Origin of the sequence: Actinomadura sp. NEAU-AAG7 (assembly GCF_018603865.1) — a bacterium.
Classification (GTDB): Bacteria; Actinomycetota; Actinomycetes; order Streptosporangiales; family Streptosporangiaceae; genus Spirillospora; species Spirillospora litoris.
This window is the reverse complement of record NZ_JAHFZY010000004.1, coordinates 747,803-766,473: the sequence shown is the minus strand read 5'-3', so window position 1 is coordinate 766,473 and position 18,671 is coordinate 747,803. Positions and strand designations below refer to the sequence as shown.

Here is an 18,671-nt window from a genome sequence, read left to right as displayed (position 1 = left end):
CGCCCGGCAAGACCTCCGTTAGCAGCGCCTCCGACCGTGGAGGCCGACCGACTGCGACCAGCACCAGTGACGAGGAGCCGGGATGCCCCAGGAGGAGTGGCCGAGCACGGCGATCGCGGTGATCGGGATGGCGTGCCGCCTGCCCGGCGCGCCCGCCCCGAACGCGTTCTGGACGCTGCTGCGCGAGGGCCGCGACGCCGTCGGCCCGGCGCCCGCCGGACGCGGCCTGGACGGCGCGCGCGGCGGCTTCCTCGACCGGGTCGACGGCTTCGACGCCGCGTTCTTCGGCGTCTCACCGCGCGAGGCCGCCGCGATGGACCCGCGCCAGCGCCTCATGCTGGAGCTGAGCTGGGAGGCGCTGGAGGACTCCGGCACCGTCCCCGCCGCGCTGGAGCACACCGCCACCGGCGTCTTCACCGGGACGTTCTGGGACGACTACGCGATGCTGTCGCGGGACGCGGGCGCCGCCGGGCGGCACACCCTCACCGGCACCGCGCGCGGCATCATCGCCAATCGCGTCTCCTACACCCTCGGCCTGCGCGGGCCGAGCCTGACGGTGGACTCGGGCCAGTCGTCATCGCTGGTCGCCGTGCACCTGGCGATGGAGAGCCTGCTGTCGGGCGAGTCCGCGCTCGCGCTCGCGGGCGGCGTCAGCCTGATCATGGACCCGGCGAGCACGCGCGGCTCGGAGCTGTTCGGCGGGCTGTCCCCCGACGGCCGCTGCCACACCTTCGACGCCCGCGCCAACGGCTACGTGCGCGGCGAGGGCGGCGGCGTGCTCGTGCTGAAACCCCTCCACCGCGCGCTCGCCGACGGCGACCCCGTCCGCTGCGTGCTGCTCGGCGGCGCCGTCAACAACGACGGCGGCGGGGCCGGGCTGACCGTCCCCGACCGGGACGCGCAGGCCGACCTGATCCGGTCGGCCTGCGCGCGGGCGGGCGTCTCCCCTGGCGAGGTGCAGTACGTCGAGCTGCACGGCACCGGGACGGCCGTCGGCGACCCGGTCGAGGCCGCCGCGCTGGGCGCGGCGCTCGGCGCGCCGCGCCCGGCCGGTTCGCCGCCCCTCGCGGTCGGCTCGGTGAAGACCAACGTCGGGCACCTCGAAGGCGCCGCCGGGATCACCGGGCTCATCAAGACGGTGCTGAGCGTGCAGAACCGGCTGCTGCCGGCCAGCCTCAACTACGAGACCCCGAACCCGCACATCCCGTTGGACGAGTTGAACCTGCGCGTCCAGGACCGGGCCGGCGAGTGGCCCGCGCCCGACCGCCGGTTGGTGGCGGGCGTCAGCTCGTTCGGGATGGGCGGGACGAACTGCCACATACTGGTCGGCGAGGCGCCTCCGGTTCGCGAGGAGACGCCACGGGATCCGGCTCCGGGACCCGTGGTGTGGACGCTGTCGGGGCGTGACCGCCGCGCGCTGCGCGACCAGGCCCGGCGGCTGCGCGACGTCAGCGGCTCCCCCGCCGATATCGGGTTCTCGCTGGCCACGACCCGGACCGCGTTCGCGCACCGGGCGGTTGTGATCGGGGACGAGCCGGGCGCCGCGCTCGACGCGCTCGCCGAGGACCGCCCTGCGACCGGGGTGGTCACCGGAAGCGTGGGCGATCCCGGCAAGGTCGTGTTCGTCTTTCCGGGCCAGGGCTCGCAGTGGGCCGGGATGGCCACCGAACTCATGGAGACCTCGCCGGTCTTTCGGGCGCGGCTCCAGGAATGCGCCGACGCCCTCCAGCCGCATGTGGGCTGGTCGCTGATCGACGTCCTCACCGGCGGCGCCCCCCTCGAAGGCGACGACGTCGTCCAGCCCGCGCTGTGGGCGGTGATGGTCGCCCTCGCCGACCAGTGGCGGTCGTTCGGCGTCCACCCCGACGCGGTCATCGGCCACTCGCAGGGCGAGATCGCCGCCGCCTGCGTCGCGGGCGCGCTGTCGCTGCCCGACGCCGCACGGATCGTCGCGCTGCGCGCCCAGGTCGTCCGCGACCTGGCCGGGAACGGCGCGATGGCCTCGCTCGAACTCACCGCCGACCAGACCCGCGACCGCATCGCGCGCTGGGACGGCGCCGTGGCGATCGCCGCGCTCAACGGCCCCGGCGCCACCGTCGTGTCCGGCGACGCCGCCGCCGTCGAGGAGATCATCGCCGAGTGCCGGGCGGAGGACGTGCGGGCCCGGCGCGTCCCGATCGACTACGGCTCCCACTCCCGGCACGTCGAACCCGTCCGCGAACGGCTCGCCGAGGTGCTGTCGGGGGTCGCTCCCCGGACCTCCGACGTCGTCTTCCACTCCACCGTCACCGGCGAGGTCCTCGACACCGCCGGACTCGACGCCGGGTACTGGTACCGGAACCTGCGGCAGCCGATCCTGCTCGAACCGGTCACGCGACTGCTGCTCGAACGCGGACACCGCACGTTCATCGAGGTCAGCCCGCATCCCGTGCTGACGATGGCGCTCCGCGCCACCGCCGACGCCGCCGGTGTCCCCGCGGTGGTCACCGGGTCGCTCCGCCGGGGCGAGGGCGGCCTGGAACGCTTCCTCACGTCCGCCGCCACGGCCCACGTGAACGGCGTCCCCGTCGACTGGACGGCGGGGCCGGGCTGGCAGGACGCGGTCCGCGTGCCTCTGCCGACCTATCCGTTCCAGCGCCGGAGCCACTGGATCGACACCTCGGGTTCCACTGGTCCGGCTGTTCCGCGTCCCGTCGCGGAGGCTGCGGTCGTTGAGGACGATCTCCCGGACGTGCGGTCCGAGGAGGAGTTCCTGCGGCTCGTACGCGCCACCGCCGCGATCGTCCTCGGACATGACACGCCGGACGACGTCCCGCCCTCCGCGACCTTCAAGGACCTCGGCTTCGACTCGCTCGGCGCCGTCGAACTGCGGGAACGCCTCGAATCCGGCACCGGCCTGCGGCTGCCGCCCACCCTCGTCTACAACCACCCCACACCCGAACGCCTCGCCCGCCACCTGTGGACGCTCGAAGGCGGCGCTTCGCCCTCATCGGACACCGCTGTTTCCGCCGTTGCGCTGGACGAGCCGGTCGCGATCGTCGGGATGGCCTGCCGCTACCCGGGCGGCGCGTCGTCTCCGGAGGAGCTGTGGCGGCTGGTGGCCGAGGGCCGCGACGCCGTGTCCGGGTTCCCGGAGAACCGCGGCTGGGATATCGAGGCGCTGTACGACCCCGATCCTTCTCGCGCCGGAACGTCGTATGTGCGGCGGGGCGGATTCCTGCACGACGCGGACCTTTTCGACGCCGACCTGTTCGGCATCTCACCGCGCGAGGCGTCCGCGATGGACCCGCAGCAGCGGCTGCTGCTGGAGACCGCGTGGGAGGTGTTCGAGCGGGCCGGGATCGTCCCCTCGGCCCTGCGCGGTACCCGGACGGGCGTTTTCGCCGGGGTCACCACGCACGACTACGGCCCCCGCCTCGCCGACGCGCCCGCCGACTTCGGCGGCCACGTCCTCACCGGCAGCACGACGAGCGTGGCCTCCGGCCGGATCGCCTATTCGTTCGGGTTGGAGGGCCCGGCGATCACGGTGGACACCGCCTGCTCGTCGTCGCTGGTCGCCATGCATCTGGCGGTCCAGTCGCTGCGGAACGGCGAATGCACGATGGCCCTGGCGGGCGGCGCCACGATCATGTCCACGCCGGGCATGTTCACCGAGTTCTCGCGGCAGCGTGGTTTGTCGGTGGACGGCCGCTGCAAGGCGTTCGCCGCTGCCGCTGATGGGACGGGTTGGGGCGAGGGCGTCGGCTTGGTGTTGCTGGAGCGCTTGTCGGATGCCGAACGACTCGGGCATCGGGTGTTGGCGGTGGTGCGTGGTTCGGCGGTCAACCAGGACGGCGCGTCGAACGGCCTGACCGCGCCCAACGGTCCCTCGCAGGAGCGCGTGATCACGCAGGCTCTGGCCAATGCGGGCCTTACCTCGGGCGACGTTGATGTGGTCGAAGCGCATGGGACGGGCACGGCGTTGGGTGACCCGATCGAGGCGCAGGCGTTGTTGGCGACCTATGGGCGGGGGCGTTCGGAGGGTCGTCCGTTGTGGTTGGGGTCGGTGAAGTCCAACATCGGGCACACCCAGGCCGCCGCCGGAGTCGCCGGCGTCATCAAAATGGTCGGCGCCATAAGCGCAGGCATCCTCCCCCAGACGTTGCACGTGGACCAGCCGTCCCCGCACGTCGACTGGGAATCGGGGGCCGTCTCCCTGCTCACCGAACCCCAACCCTGGGACAGGGACGGGCTGCGCCGCGCGGCGGTGTCCTCGTTCGGGATCAGCGGCACCAACGCCCACATCATCCTCGAACAAGCACCCGAGGAACCCCCAACAACGCCGGCGGAAATCTCCGGCCCGGTGCCATGGCTGATCTCGGCGAAAACCGAACCCGCCCTACGCGCCCAGGCCGACCGCCTTGCTGGTGTGACCGACGATGTGGCGGGCGTGGCAACCGCCCTGGCGAACACCCGCGCCACCCTGGAACACCGTGCCGTGATCATCGGGCAGGCCCCGAACGAGTTCGACACCGGCCTGCGGGCCCTGGCCGCCGGCGCCGAGGCACCCCACCTGGTCCAAGGCCGCGCCGGGACCTCCGGCAAGACGGTGTTGGTGTTCCCCGGGCAGGGCTGGCAATGGCAGGGAATGGCCGCCGCGCTACTCGATGAATCCCCGGTGTTCGCCGAATCCATCAAGCGCTGCGCCGAGGCACTCGATCCATTCATCGACTGGTCGCTCGAAGAAGTTCTGCGTGAGGGGGCCGGGTTCGAGCGGGTTGATGTCCTGCAACCCACGCTGTGGGCCGTCATGGTGTCCCTGGCCGAGCTGTGGAAGTCGGCCGGTGTGACCCCGGACGCCGTCATCGGGCACTCCCAAGGCGAGATCGCCGCCGCACACATCGCCGGAGCCCTCACCCTCGCCGATTCGGCCAAGGTCGTCGCACTGCGCAGCCGCGCATTGACCGCCCTGTCAGGGACCGGTGCGATGGCGTCCCTGTCGCTGTCGGCCGAACAGACACAGGAACGGATCGCCGCCCACCACGGCGTGGAGATCGCCGCGTTCAACGGACCCTCGGCCACCGTCATCTCCGGCGACCCCGACGCGATAAACGCGATCGTCAACACCTGCAAAGACGAAGGGCTCAACGCCCGCGTCCTGCCGGTCGACTACGCCTCCCACTGCGCCCACACCGAACACATCCGCGACCAGATCCTCACCGACCTGACCGACATCACCCCCCAACCGCCCCGCATCCCCTTCTACTCCACCCTCACCGGCCGACGCCTCGACACCGAACACCTCGACGGCCAGTACTGGTACAACAACCTCCGCAACCCCGTCCGATTCCAACCCGCCATCCAACAACTCCTCAACCACGGACACAGCACCTTCGTCGAGGCCAGCGCGCATCCAGTCCTGGCGCCCGCCATCAGCGACACCGACGACGGGGCCGTTGTCACCGGAACACTGAGGCGGGACGAAGGCGGCCTCGACCGATTCCTCACCTCCGCCGCGCACCTCCACGTCCACGGCACCACCATCGACTGGACGCCGCTCCTCCCCAAGGACGCGCCCCCGGCCGATCTCCCCACCTATCCCTTTCAACGCCGGTCGTACTGGCTGAACCCACCCCGGCCGACAACGGACGTCCCGCACCTCGGCCTTCAGCCGGCCGAGCACCCCCTCCTGGCAACGGTCAACGAACTCCCCGACGGGACGACCGTCTACACCGGAGCCGTTTCCACCACCACCCATCCCTGGCTTGTCGACCACGCCGTCACCCACACTCCGATCCTCCCCGGCACCGCGTTCCTCGATCTCGCCCTCCACACCCACCCCACCGTCCACGAACTCACCCTCCACGCCCCGCTCATCCTGGACGAGCGCCTGACGCAGATCCAGGTCGTCCTAGGCCCGGACAGGGACATCACCATCCGCTCCCGCACCGGCGGGGGCGAATGGACGCAGCACGCGACCGGGATCATCGGGGACGAGTCGGACGAGCCCGCACCGAATCCCCCGGTCTGGCCGCCGGAAGGCGCCGAACCCGTCGAGCTGGCGGAGTTCTATGACGTCCTCGCCGATACGGGCTTCACCTACGGCCCGGCGTTCCAGGGAATGCGGGCCGCATGGACGCGCGGCAAGGAGGTGTTCGCGGAGGTCGGCCTCGCCCCCGAGCAGCAGGACGAGGTGGGCGGCTTCGGAGTCCACCCCGCCCTGCTGGACGCGGCGCTGCACGCGATGTTCGTCCCCGACGCCGAGGAAGGCGGCCTGCCGTTCTCCTGGACCGACGTCACCCTGCGCGCGACGGGCGCGACCGTCCTGCGGGTGCGGATGACCTGGACGGCCCCGGACGCGATCTCGTTCACGGTGTTCGACCCGTCCGGCGGTGCGGTCGCGGCGGTCGAGTCGCTGACGCTGCGCCCGTTGTCGTCGGCGCGCCTCAGCGCGGGACGCGGCGCCGGTCCCCTCTACCGGACGGCTTGGACGCCGCTCCCGTCCACGATTCCGGAACCAGGACGACGCTGGGCCTGGGTGGGCCCCGAGGACGCCCGGATCCGCAAGGGCTTGGAGGAGGCCGGGATCACGCTCGACACCGTCCCCGACCTCGCCTCGCTCGAAGCACCCGACATCGTCCTGGTCCCCGCTGACACCGTCCACCACGCGCTGAGCACGGTGCAGGAATGGCTGGCCGACGAAGCGTTCGCGTCGGCGCGGCTGGTGTTCGTGGGGGCGGGTCCGGACGAGGTGTCCGAGGCGCCGGTCTGGGGCCTGGTCCGCACGGCGCAGACGGAGGAGCCCGGCCGGTTCGTCCTGGTGGGCCTGGACGACGACGCGGCATCGGTGGCGGCGCTCCCGGCCGCGCTCGCGTCCGGGGAGCCCCAGCTACAGATCATCGACGGCCACCCCCGCGCCGCGCGCCTCGAAAAGGCCGCGACCGACGAGTCGGCACCCCTTCCGCCCCTGGACGGCACGGTACTGATCACCGGCGGAACGGGCGGCCTCGGCCGCATGCTCGCGCGCCACCTGGTGACCGAGCGGGGTGCCCGGCGGCTCCTCCTCACCAGCCGCCGGGGCCCGGCCACCGAAGGCGCCGCCCAACTCCACAAAGAACTGACCGAACTGGGCGCCCACGTCACCATCGCCGCCTGCGACACCGCAGACCGCGAACAACTCGCCACCCTCCTCAACCACATCCCCACCCAACACCCCCTCACCACCGTCATCCACGCCGCCGGCGTCCTCGACGACGGCGTCCTCTCCCAACTCACCCCCGAACGCCTCGACACCGTCCTGAAGCCCAAGGTCACGGGCGCGTGGAACCTGCACGAGCTGACCCGCGACCTGGACCTGGACGCGTTCGTCCTCTTCTCCTCCGTGGTCGGGACGATCGGCGGCGCGGGCCAGGCGAACTACGCCGCCGCCAACGCCGCGCTCGACGCGCTGGCCCGGCTGCGACACGGCGAGGGCCTGCCCGCCCTGTCGCTGGCGTGGGGGCTGTGGGCGCAGGAGAGCGGCATGACGTCCGCGATGGGCGAGGCGGACCGGCGCCGCATGCTGCGCTGGGGTGTGACGCCGCTGCCGTCCGAGCAGGGGCTCGCGCTGCTGGACGCGGCGTGGGCGTCGCCGCTCGGGCCGGTGCTGGTGCCGGTCCGGCTGGACCTGGCGGCGCTGCGCGCGAACGCGGAGGTCCCGGCGCTGATGCGCGGCCTCGTCCCGCGGCGGCCGCGCGGGGAGGCGGCGGCAGCCCAGGAGGCCGACCTGAAGGGGCGGGTGGCGGCGATGCCGCCGGACGCGCGGCGCCGCTTCCTGGTCGACCTGGTCCGCGGGCACGCGGCGGCGGCGGTCGGGCACGCGGAGCCGGCGGCGGTCCCCGAGGACCGCCCGTTCAAGGATCTCGGGTTCGACTCGCTGACCTCGGTGGAGCTGCGGACGCGGCTGAACCGGGCGGCGGGCGTCCGGCTGCCCGCGTCCGTGACCTTCGACCACCCGACGCCCGCCGCGCTGGCGGAGCGCCTCGCCCGCGAACTCGGCGCCGACCCGCACCAGGAGGCGGACGACGAGGCCGCCGTCCGCGGGCTGCTGGCGTCGGTCCCGCTGGCCAGGCTCCGCGCGTCCGGCCTGCTGGAGCGGCTGACCGAACTCGCGGAAGACGGCGGCGGCGCGGCGCCCGCCGAGACCGAACAGATCGACGCCATGAACGCCGATGAACTCATCCGGCTGGCCTTGAACGGCAGCACCAGCGATGGAGCGTAGATGACCACGTCGAACGACCAGCTCGTTGAAGCGCTGCGCGCGTCCCTGAAGGAGGCCGAGCAGCTACGCCGCCGCAACTCCGAGCTCATCGCGGCCACCACCGAGCCGATCGCGATCGTCGGGATGGGGTGCCGCTACCCGGGCGGCGTCGACTCCCCCGAGGCGCTGTGGCGGCTCGTCGCGGACGAGGGCGACGCCGTCGGGCCGTTCCCGGGCGACCGGGGCTGGGACCTGGAGAACCTGTTCGACCCGGTCCCGGCGACGCCGGGGAAGGTGTCGTCGCGGGCGGGCGGGTTCCTGTCGGACGCGGGCGGGTTCGACCCGGGGTTCTTCGACCTGAGCCCGCGTGAGGCGACGGCGATGGACCCGCAGCAGCGGATCGCGCTGGAGACGGCGTGGGAGGCGTTCGAGCGGGCCTCGGTCGATCCGGGCGGGCTGCGCGGGTCGGCGACCGGCGTGTTCGTCGGGGCGATGGACCAGGAGTACGCGCCGCCGCGCACCCCGGCCGAGTTCGAGGGGCACCTGCTGACCGGGCGGATCAACAGCGTCATCTCCGGGCGCATCGCCTACACGCTCGGGCTGGAGGGCCCCGCTGTCACGGTCGACACGGCGTGCTCCTCGTCGCTGGTCGCGGTGCACCTCGCGGTTCAGGCGCTGCGGCGCGGCGAGTGCGGGCTGGCGCTGGCGGGCGGCGTCACGGTCGTGGCGCGCCCCCGGGTGTTCGTGGAGTTCTCGCGCCAGCGGGGCCTGTCGCCGGACGGGCGGTGCAAGGCGTTCGCCGCCGCCGCCGACGGGACCGGCCTCGGCGAGGGCGCCGGGATGCTGGTGCTGGAGCGGCTCTCGGACGCGCGGCGCAACGGCCGCGCCGTCCTGGGCGTGATCCGGGGTTCGGCGGTCAACCAGGACGGCGCGTCCAACGGGCTGACCGCGCCGAACGGGCCGTCGCAGGAGCGGGTGATCCGGCAGGCGCTCGCGGGCGCGGGCCTGTCCGGCGCGGACGTGGACGCGGTCGAGGCGCACGGCACCGGCACCTCGCTGGGCGACCCGATCGAGGCGCAGGCGGTGATCGGCACCTACGGGCAGGACCGTCCCGAGGGGCGCCCGCTGTGGCTGGGGTCGATCAAGTCGAACATCGGGCACACGCAGGCGGCCGCCGGGGTCGCCGGTGTGATCAAGATGGTGATGGCGATGCGGCACGCCGAGCTGCCGCGGACGCTGCACGTGGACGAGCCGTCCCCGCGCGTGGACTGGGCGGCGGGCGAGGTTGCGCTGCTCACCGAGCCGCGCCCCTGGGAGCCGGGCGACCGGCCGCGCCGGGCCGGGATCTCCTCGTTCGGGATCAGTGGCACCAACGCCCACGTCATCGTGGAGGAGCCGCCGGAGCAGGCCCACGAGGCCGCCGCCGCGAGGGGGCCGGGGCTCGCGCCCGTCCTGTGGACGGTGTCGGCGCGCGGCGAGGAGGCCCTCGCCGCGCAGGCCGCGCGGCTCCGCGCCCGGCTCGCCGGGGCCGACCCGGTCGACGCCGCGTTCTCGCTCGCCACGACCAGGAAGCCGTTCGAGCACCGCGCGGTCGTCGTCGCGAACGACCGCGAGGAGGGCCTGGACGCGCTGGACGCGCTGGCGCGCGGCGAGGCGTCCCCGCAGGTCGTGCGCGGCACGGCGGACGGCGCGGCGCGGGTCGCGTTCCTGTTCACCGGCCAGGGCAGCCAGCGCCTCGGCATGGGACGCGAGCTGGGCGCCGCGTTCCCGGTGTTCGCGGAGGCGCTGGACCAGGTCTGCGGCGAACTCGACCGGCACCTTCCGCGCCCGCTGCGCGAGGTGGTGTTCGCCGAGCCCGGCTCCGAGGACGCGGCGCTGCTCGACCAGACGCGGTTCACGCAGGCCGCGCTGTTCGCCGTCGAGACCGCGCTGTTCCGGCTCGCCGAGCACTTCGGCCTCGCCCCCGGCTACCTGATCGGGCACTCGATCGGCGAGCTCGCGGCGGCGCACGCGGCCGGGGTGTGGTCGCTGGAGGACGCGTGCGCGCTGGTCGCCGCGCGCGGACGGCTCATGCAGGCCGCCCGCGGGGACGGCGCGATGCTCGCCGTCGGCGCCGACGAGGACACCGTCGCCCGCGCGCTGGACGACCGGGTCGCGATCGCGGCCGTGAACGGTCCCGCGTCCACGGTGGTCTCCGGAGACGCCGACGCGGTCGACGCCCTCGCCGCGCGCTTCAAGGCCGACGGCCACCGGACGCGGCGCCTCCAGGTCAGCCACGCCTTCCACTCCCCGCACATGGACGGGATGCTGGAGGAGTTCCGCCGTGTCGCCGCCGGGCTCACCTACCACGAGCCGCGCCTCACGGTCGTCTCCAACGTGACCGGACGCGTCGCCGAACCCGGGCAGCTCACCTCCCCGGACTACTGGGTGTCGCACGTCCGGCAGGCCGTGCGGTTCCACGACGGCGTGCGGGCGCTGCGCGCGCTCGGCGTCACCGCGTTCCTCGAACTCGGCCCCGACCCGGTGCTGACCGGCATGCTCCACGACTGCCTGGGCGAGGTCACCGGGCTCGCGACGTCCGGCGCGCTGAAGGAGGGGCGTCCCGAACCCGCGTCGTTCGCCCACGCGCTCGCGCGGATGGTCGCGGGCGGCGCCGCCCTCGACTGGGCGGCGGTGTTCCCCGGCGCCCGCGCCATCGACCTGCCGACCTACGCGTTCGACCGCCGCCACTACTGGCTGCGCCCCGGCCCGGGGGGCGACGTCGCCTCGGCGGGCCTCGGCGTCGCCGAGCATCCGCTGCTGGCCGCCGCGATCGGCCTCGCCGACGGCGACGGGACGCTGTTCACCGGCCGGATCTCGGTGCACGACCACCCCTGGCTCGCCGGACACCGGGTCGCGGGGCGGATCGTCCTGCCCTCGGCCGCGCTGGCCGATCTGATCGTGGCGGCCGCGGGGTCCGCGTCCGTCCGCGACCTGGAGTTCGGCGCGCCGCTGATGCTGCCGGACCAGGGCGCCGTCCACCTCCAGGTCGCCGTCGGCGCGCCCGGCGAGGACGGGACGCGGGCCGTGACCGTCCACGGCCGCCCGGCGGACGCCGACCTCCCCTGGGCCCTGCACGCCCGCGCCGTCGCCGCCGACATCGCCGTCGGCGGTGCGGACGTCGGCGTGTGGCCGCCGGCCGGAGCCGACCCCCTTGACCTGGACGACCTCGACGACCTCGGCAACGCGCGGGTGCGGGCCGCGTGGCGGCGCGGCGACGAGGTGTTCGCCGACCTGGCGCTCGCGGACGGCGTCGAGGTCTCCGGCTACGGCCTCCACCCGGCGCTGCTGGACGCCGTCCCCCACCTCCTGCGGCCGGACGCCCCGCCGCACATCACCGGCATCGGCGGGCTGCGGCTGCACGCCACCGACGCCACCGCCGTCCGGGCCCGCCTCTCTCCGGGCCCGGACGGCGCCCTCGACGTCACGCTGACCGACCCGGCCGGAGCGCCCGTCCTGTCGGTCGGCGCGCTCCGGACCGGGCCCATGCCGCTGGACGACCTCGGCCCCTCGTCGCCGGTGGCGCGCTCGCTCTACGCGCCCGAATGGCAGCCGATCCCCACGCCCGCGGACGCGCCGACGCCCGACGTGGAGGTGAGACCCGCCGTCGGGTCCGGGGACGACGTCCTCACGGGGACGCGCGACCTCACCCGCGACGTGCTCGCGGCGCTCCAGGAGTGGTCCGGCGACGGCCGCACCGGCTCCCGGCTCGTGATCGCCACCCGGAACGCGGTCGCGGCCCGTCCCGGCGAGGACGTGACCGACCTGGCGGGCGCCGCCGTGTGGGGGCTCGTCCGTGTCGCCCAGACCGAGAACCCGGGACGGTTCGTCCTGCTCGACGCCGACGACCCCACGGACGACGTCCTCGCCGCCGCGATCGCCACCGGAGAGCCTCAACTCGCCGTCCGCGACGGGGAACTGCTCGTGCCGCGCCTCGTCAGGGCCGCCGAGCCCGAGGGGGACACGGCCCCCGACCTGGACGGGACCGTGCTCGTCACCGGCGGCACCGGCGCGCTCGGCGCCCGCGTGGCGCGGCACCTCGTCACCGAGCACGGCGCGCGCCACCTGCTGCTCATCAGCCGCCGGGGCCCGGCCGCCGAGGGCGCGGCCGCCCTCCGGGACGAGCTGGCCGCGCTCGGCGCCGACGCCGACGTCGTCTCCTGCGACGCCGGCGACCGCGACGCGCTGGCCGCGCTGCTCGCGTCGATCCCCGGGGAGCGTCCGCTCACCGCCGTGATCCACACCGCCGGGGTCATCGACGACGCCGTCCTCGCGTCCCAGGACGGCGAACGCCTCGACCGCGTCCTGCGCGCCAAGGCCGACGCCGCCTGGAACCTGCACGAGCTCACCCGCGACCTCGCCCCGGAGGCGTTCGTCCTGTTCTCCTCCGTCGCCGGGCTCATCGGCAACGCCGGACAGGCCAACTACGCCGCCGCCAACACCTTCCTCGACGCCCTCGCCTGCCACCGGCGCGCGAACGGGCTCCCCGCGACCAGCCTCGCCTGGGGCCTGTGGGACACCGAGGCGAGCGGCATGGGCGACACCCTCCGGCAGAGCGACCTGGACCGGCTCCAGCGGACCGGCATCTCCCCGCTCTCCCCCGCCGAGGGCATGGCCCTGCTGGACGCGGCGCTCGCGTCGCCCCGGCCGCTCCTCGCACCCGTCCACCTGGACACCGGTGCGCTGCGCTCCCAGGCACGATCCGGGCTGCTGCCCGCCGTGTTCGGCGGGCTCGTCCGCGCCCCGCTGCGCCGGGCCAGACGCGCGACCGGGGACGAGAGCGCCTGGGCCCGCAGGATGCTCGACCTGCCGGAGGCCGAACGCGCGACGGCCGTGACGACGCTCGTCCGGCAGGAGGCCGCCGCCGTCCTCGGCCACACCGACTCCGGCGCGCTCGCCTCCGACCGGAACTTCAAGGAGCTCGGCTTCACCTCGCTGACCGCCCTCGAACTGCGGAACCGGCTGAGCGCGGTGACGGGCCTGCGGCTGCCCGCGTCGCTGGTGTTCGACCGTCCGACGCCCGAGGCGCTGTCCGCCTACCTGGTGGGCGAGCTGTCGGGCGCGTCCGTCTCCTCTGGCGCCATGGTGGCCGCCGCTTCAGCGGACGAGCCGATCGCGATCGTCGGGATGGCGTGCCGGTTCCCCGGCGGCGTCGCCTCACCCGAGGACCTGTGGACGCTCGTCGCGGGCGGCCGGGACGCGCTGACGGGTTTCCCGGTCAACCGCGGCTGGGACCTCGACAAGCTCTACGACCCCGACCCGGACGGCGGCACCGGGACGTCCTACGTCCGGCACGGCTCGTTCCTGCACGACGCGGACGGGTTCGACGCGGCGTTCTTCGGGATATCGCCGCGCGAGGCCACCGCGATGGACCCGCAGCAGCGGCTGCTGCTGGAGACGGCCTGGGAGGTGTTCGAGCGGGCGGGCATCGACCCGACGACACTGCGCGGCTCCAGCACCGGGGTCTTCGCCGGGGTCACGCCCGGCGACTACACCGCGCACCTCACCGAGGCCCCCGAGGAACTCGCCGGACAACTCGCCATCGGCAACACCACCAGCGTCGCCTCCGGCCGGATCGCCTACACCCTCGGCCTGGAGGGCCCGGCGATCACGGTGGACACGGCCTGCTCGTCCTCCCTGGTCGCCATGCATCTGGCGATGCAGTCGCTCCGCAATGGCGACTGCGCTCTCGCCGTGGCCGGAGGAGTCACCGTCATGGCGGGCCCGACCCATTTCGTGGAGTTCTCGCGGCAGCGGGCCTTGTCGGTGGACGGCCGCTGCAAAGCGTTCGCGGCCTCCGCCGACGGGACGGGCTGGGGTGAGGGCGTCGGCCTGGTCCTGCTGGAGCCGCTGTCCCAGGCGCAGCGCAACGGGCATCGGGTGTTGGCGGTGGTGCGTGGCTCGGCGGTCAACCAGGACGGCGCGTCGAACGGCCTGACCGCCCCCAACGGCCCCTCCCAGGAACGCGTCATCACGCAGGCTCTTGCCAATGCGGGTTTGACCGGCGGTGATGTGGACGTGGTGGAGGCGCATGGGACGGGCACGGCGTTGGGTGACCCGATCGAGGCGCAGGCGTTGTTGGCCACCTATGGGCGGGGGCGTTCGGAGGGTCGTCCGTTGTGGTTGGGGTCGGTGAAGTCCAACATCGGGCACACCCAGGCCGCCGCCGGAGTCGCAGGCGTCATCAAAATGGTCGGCGCCATACGCGCAGGCGTCCTCCCGCCGACCCTGCACGTGGACGAACCGTCCCCGCACGTCGACTGGGAATCGGGGGCCGTCTCGCTGCTGACCGAACCCCAACCCTGGGACAGGGACGGGCTGCGCCGCGCGGCGGTGTCCTCGTTCGGGATCAGCGGCACCAACGCCCACATCATCCTCGAACAAGCCCCAGAAGAACCCCCAACAACGCCGGCGGAAATCTCAGGACCGGTGCCGTGGCTGATCTCAGCCAAGACCGAACCCGCCCTACGCGCCCAGGCCGACCGGCTCGCTGATGTGACCGACGATGTGGCAGGGGTGGCAACCGCCCTGGCGAACACCCGCGCCACCCTCGATCACCGCGCCGTCATCGTCGCCGAGACCCCTGACCAGTTCCAGGAAGCCCTGCGGGCACTGGCCGACGGCGCCGAGGCACCCAACCTGGTTCAGGGCCGCGCCGGGACCTCCGGCAAGACGGTGTTGGTGTTCCCCGGGCAGGGCTGGCAATGGCAGGGAATGGCCGCCGCGCTACTCGATGAATCCCCGGTGTTCGCCGAATCCATCAAGCGCTGCGCCGAGGCACTCGATCCCTTCATCGACTGGTCCCTGACCGAAGCCCTCCGCAACGAGGTCGGCATGGACCGGGTCGACGTCCTGCAACCCACGCTCTGGGCCGTCATGATCTCCCTGGCCGAACTGTGGAAGTCAGCCGGTGCGACCCCAGACGCCGTCATCGGGCACTCCCAAGGCGAGATCGCCGCCGCCCACATCGCCGGAGCACTCACCCTCGCCGACTCGGCCAAAGTCGTCGCCCTGCGCAGCCAGGCACTCACCGCCCTCTCCGGCACCGGCGCGATGGCATCGCTTTCCCTGTCCGCCGAGCAGACGCAGAAGCGCATCGCCGGGCACGCCGGAGTCGAGATCGCCGTCTTCAACGGGCCATTGGCGACCGTCATCTCCGGCGACCCCGAGGCGATAAACGCGATCGTCAACACCTGCAAAGACGAAGGGCTCAACGCCCGCGTCCTGCCGGTCGACTACGCCTCCCACTGCGCCCACACCGAACACATCCGCGACCAGATCCTCACCGACCTGGCCGACATCACCCCCCAGCCACCCCGCATCCCCTTCTACTCCACCCTCACCGGCCGACGCCTCGACACCGAACACCTCGACGGCCGGTACTGGTACAACAACCTCCGCAACCCCGTCCGATTCCAACCCGCCATCCAGCAACTCCTCAACGACGGGCATGAGACGTTCATCGAGGCCAGCGCCCACCCCGTCCTCACCACACCCATCAGCGACATCGACGAAGACACCCTCGTCACCGGAACACTCAAGCGCGACGAAGGCGGACTCGACCGATTCCTCACCTCCGCCGCACACCTCCACGTCCACGGCACCACCATCGACTGGACGCCCTTCCTCCCCAAGAACGCAGCGCCGACCGACCTCCCCACCTACCCCTTCCAGCACCAGTCGTACTGGCTCAACCCGCCCCAGCCCGCAGCCGACGCCCCGCACCTCGGCCTCCAGAGCGCCGAGCACCCGCTCCTGGCCACCGCCACCGAACTCCCCGACGGAACCACCCTCTACACCGGAGCCATCTCCACCCACACCCACCCCTGGCTCACCGACCACGCCGTCACCGGCACACCGATCCTCCCCGGCACCGCGTTCCTCGACCTCGCCCTCCACACCCACCCCACCGTCCACGAACTCACCCTCCACGCACCCCTCATCCTCGGCCGGCGGCTCACCCATCTTCAGGTGGTCGTCGGGCCTGAGGAGAGCGGGCGACGGCCCATCACGATCCGTTCCCGCACCGGCGACGACGCCTGGACGCAGCACGCGGCCGGGGTCGTCGGGAGCGAGGCCGTGCTCCCGGAAGCGGTCCACGAGGCGTGGCCGCCGCCGGGCGCCGAGCCCGTGGAGCTGGACGGCTGCTACGAGCGCCTCGCCGAGCGCGGCTACGAGTACGGCCCGCTGTTCCAGGGCCTCAAGGCCGCCTGGCGGGACGGCGACGACGTCTGCGCCGAGGTCGAGCTCCCGCCCGGTACCGGCACCGGGGGCTTCGTCCAGCACCCGGCCCTGCTCGACGCCGCGTTCCACCTGCTGGGGTTGCGTGTCGAGGAGGGCGAGGAGACCGAGCTTCCGTTCTCGTTCGGCGACGTCGTGGCGCGCCGGGCGCCGGTGACGGCCGCGCGCGTGCGGATCCGGGCCCAGGACGGCGGAGTCCGCGCGGTCCTCAGCGACGCCGACGGGCCGATCGTCGCGTTCGGGACGGTGACGACGCGTCCGATGTCGCCGGAGCGGCTGGCGGCCCTCGGCGAGGCCGAGCGGTCGCTGTTCACCCTCGACTGGATCCCCGTGGGAGACCTCCCCGCGACGCCGATCGACGCCCCGCGGATCGCCGTCCTGGCCGACCACTCCGACCTCAAGGCCCTCGCGGAGACCGGGCCGCCGCCGATCGTGCTGGCGCCCTGCACCGGCGCGAGCCCCCAGGACGCCGCCGAGCACGCGCTCCACCTCGTCCAGAACTGGGTGTCCGAGGAGCGCTTCGCCGATTCCCACCTGGTGGTGGTGACGCGGCGGGCCGTGGACGCCGGGGACGGGCAGAAGGAGATCGACCTGGACGCGTCCACGGTGTGGGGGCTGGTGCGCTGCGCGCAGAACGAGGAGCCCGGCCGGATCACCCTGGTCGACCTGGACGGGGACGACGTCGCCTGGCCCGCCCTCGCGGCGGCCGTCCACGCGACCGAGCACCCGCAGCTGGCCGTCCGCGACCGCACGCTGCTGGCGCCGCGCCTGGCGCCGGTCGCCCCGTCCCCGGCGGCACCGCGGCTGCGCACCGACGGGACCGTCCTGATCACCGGCGGGCTCGGGCAGCTCGGCACGCTGGTCGCCCGGCACCTGGTGGCCGAGCACGGCGTCCGGCGGCTCCTCCTGCTCGGCCGGAAGGGCCCGGACACGCCGGGCGCCGACGCCCTGCGCGAGGAGCTGACCGGGCTCGGCGCGGACGTCGCGATCGCGGCCTGCGACGCCGCCGACCGCGCGGCGCTCGCCGAGCTCATCGACGCGGTCCCCGACCGGTATCCGCTGCGGGCCGTCGTCCACGCGGCCGGGATCACCGACGACGGGATGCTCGCCTCGCTCACCCCCGAGCGGCTCGCTCGGGTCGTCCGGCCGAAGGTCGAGGCGGCGTGGAACCTGCACCGGCTGACGCGCGACCACGACCTGGACGCGTTCGTGCTGTTCTCCTCGTTCGCCGGAATCCTGGGCAACCCGGGCCAGGGCAACTACGCCGCCGCGAACACCTACCTCGACGCGCTCGCGCGACAGCGGCGGGACGATGGGCTGCCCGCGGTCTCGGTCGCGTGGGGGCTGTGGGCGGGGGCGAGCGCGATGACCGGCCACCTCGACGGCGCCGAGCACGAGCGGCTCGGCCGGGCGGGCATCGTCCCGCTCGACGCGGAGCAGGGCCTGCGGCTGCTGGACGCGGCGCTCGCCGGCGGGCGCCCGCTGGCGATCCCGGTCGCCCTCGACCCGCGCGCGCTGCGCCGCCAGGCCGCCGACGGGACGCTGAACCCGGTCTTCGCGGGCCTGGTGAAGCGTCCGCCCACGACGCCCCCACCGGCCCCGGCGACGCGGACGAGCGACCTGCGCGAGCTGCCCCCCGAGGAGCGGGAGAAGGCGGCGCTGGAACTCGTCCGGTCGGCGACCGCGACGATCCTCGGGCACGGCTCGGCGTCGTCGGTGGACCCGGGCGCCGGGTTCCTGGACTCCGGGATGACCTCGCTCACCGCCGTCGAGCTGCGCAACCGGCTGTCGGCGGCGACCGGGCTGCGGCTGCCGTCCACGGTCGTGTTCGACCATCCGACGCCGGTCGCGCTCGGCCGCCACCTGGCCGGGCTGCTGGTGCCCGAGGAGGGCCGGGGCGTGCTGGCCGAACTCGACCGGCTCGACGCCGAGCTCGCCGCGGGGCCGCCGCCCGAACCGGCGGTGGTCGAGGAGCTGGCGGCGCGGCTCCAGGGCATGCTGACCCGCATCGGCGTGGCGGTGAGCGTGACCGGGGACGCCGCCGGGGCCGTCACCGACCGGCTGGGCGCCGCGTCCGACGAGGAGATCTTCGAGTTCATCGACAACGAGCTGGGCGCGGGCTGACCCAAGAAGAAGGGCGCGCGTCCCGTCCCGGGATGCGCGCCCTTCTCTG

General features: G+C 73.9%; 2 protein-coding genes. Both read left to right on the top strand.

Annotated elements, in window-relative coordinates; all coding sequences use genetic code 11:
* Window positions 1-82: 82 nt before the first annotated feature.
* Window positions 83-8,239: a type I polyketide synthase gene (locus KLI87_RS22350; protein ID WP_214618507.1), complete on the top strand. Its 8,157-nt coding sequence runs from the start codon at window positions 83-85 to the stop codon at window positions 8,237-8,239.
* Window positions 8,240-18,622 carry a type I polyketide synthase gene (locus KLI87_RS22345; protein WP_214618506.1) on the top strand — a complete coding sequence of 3,461 codons (10,383 nt, stop codon included), beginning with the start codon at window positions 8,240-8,242 and terminating at the stop codon, window positions 18,620-18,622. It begins immediately after the preceding gene.
* Window positions 18,623-18,671 lie beyond the last annotated feature (49 nt).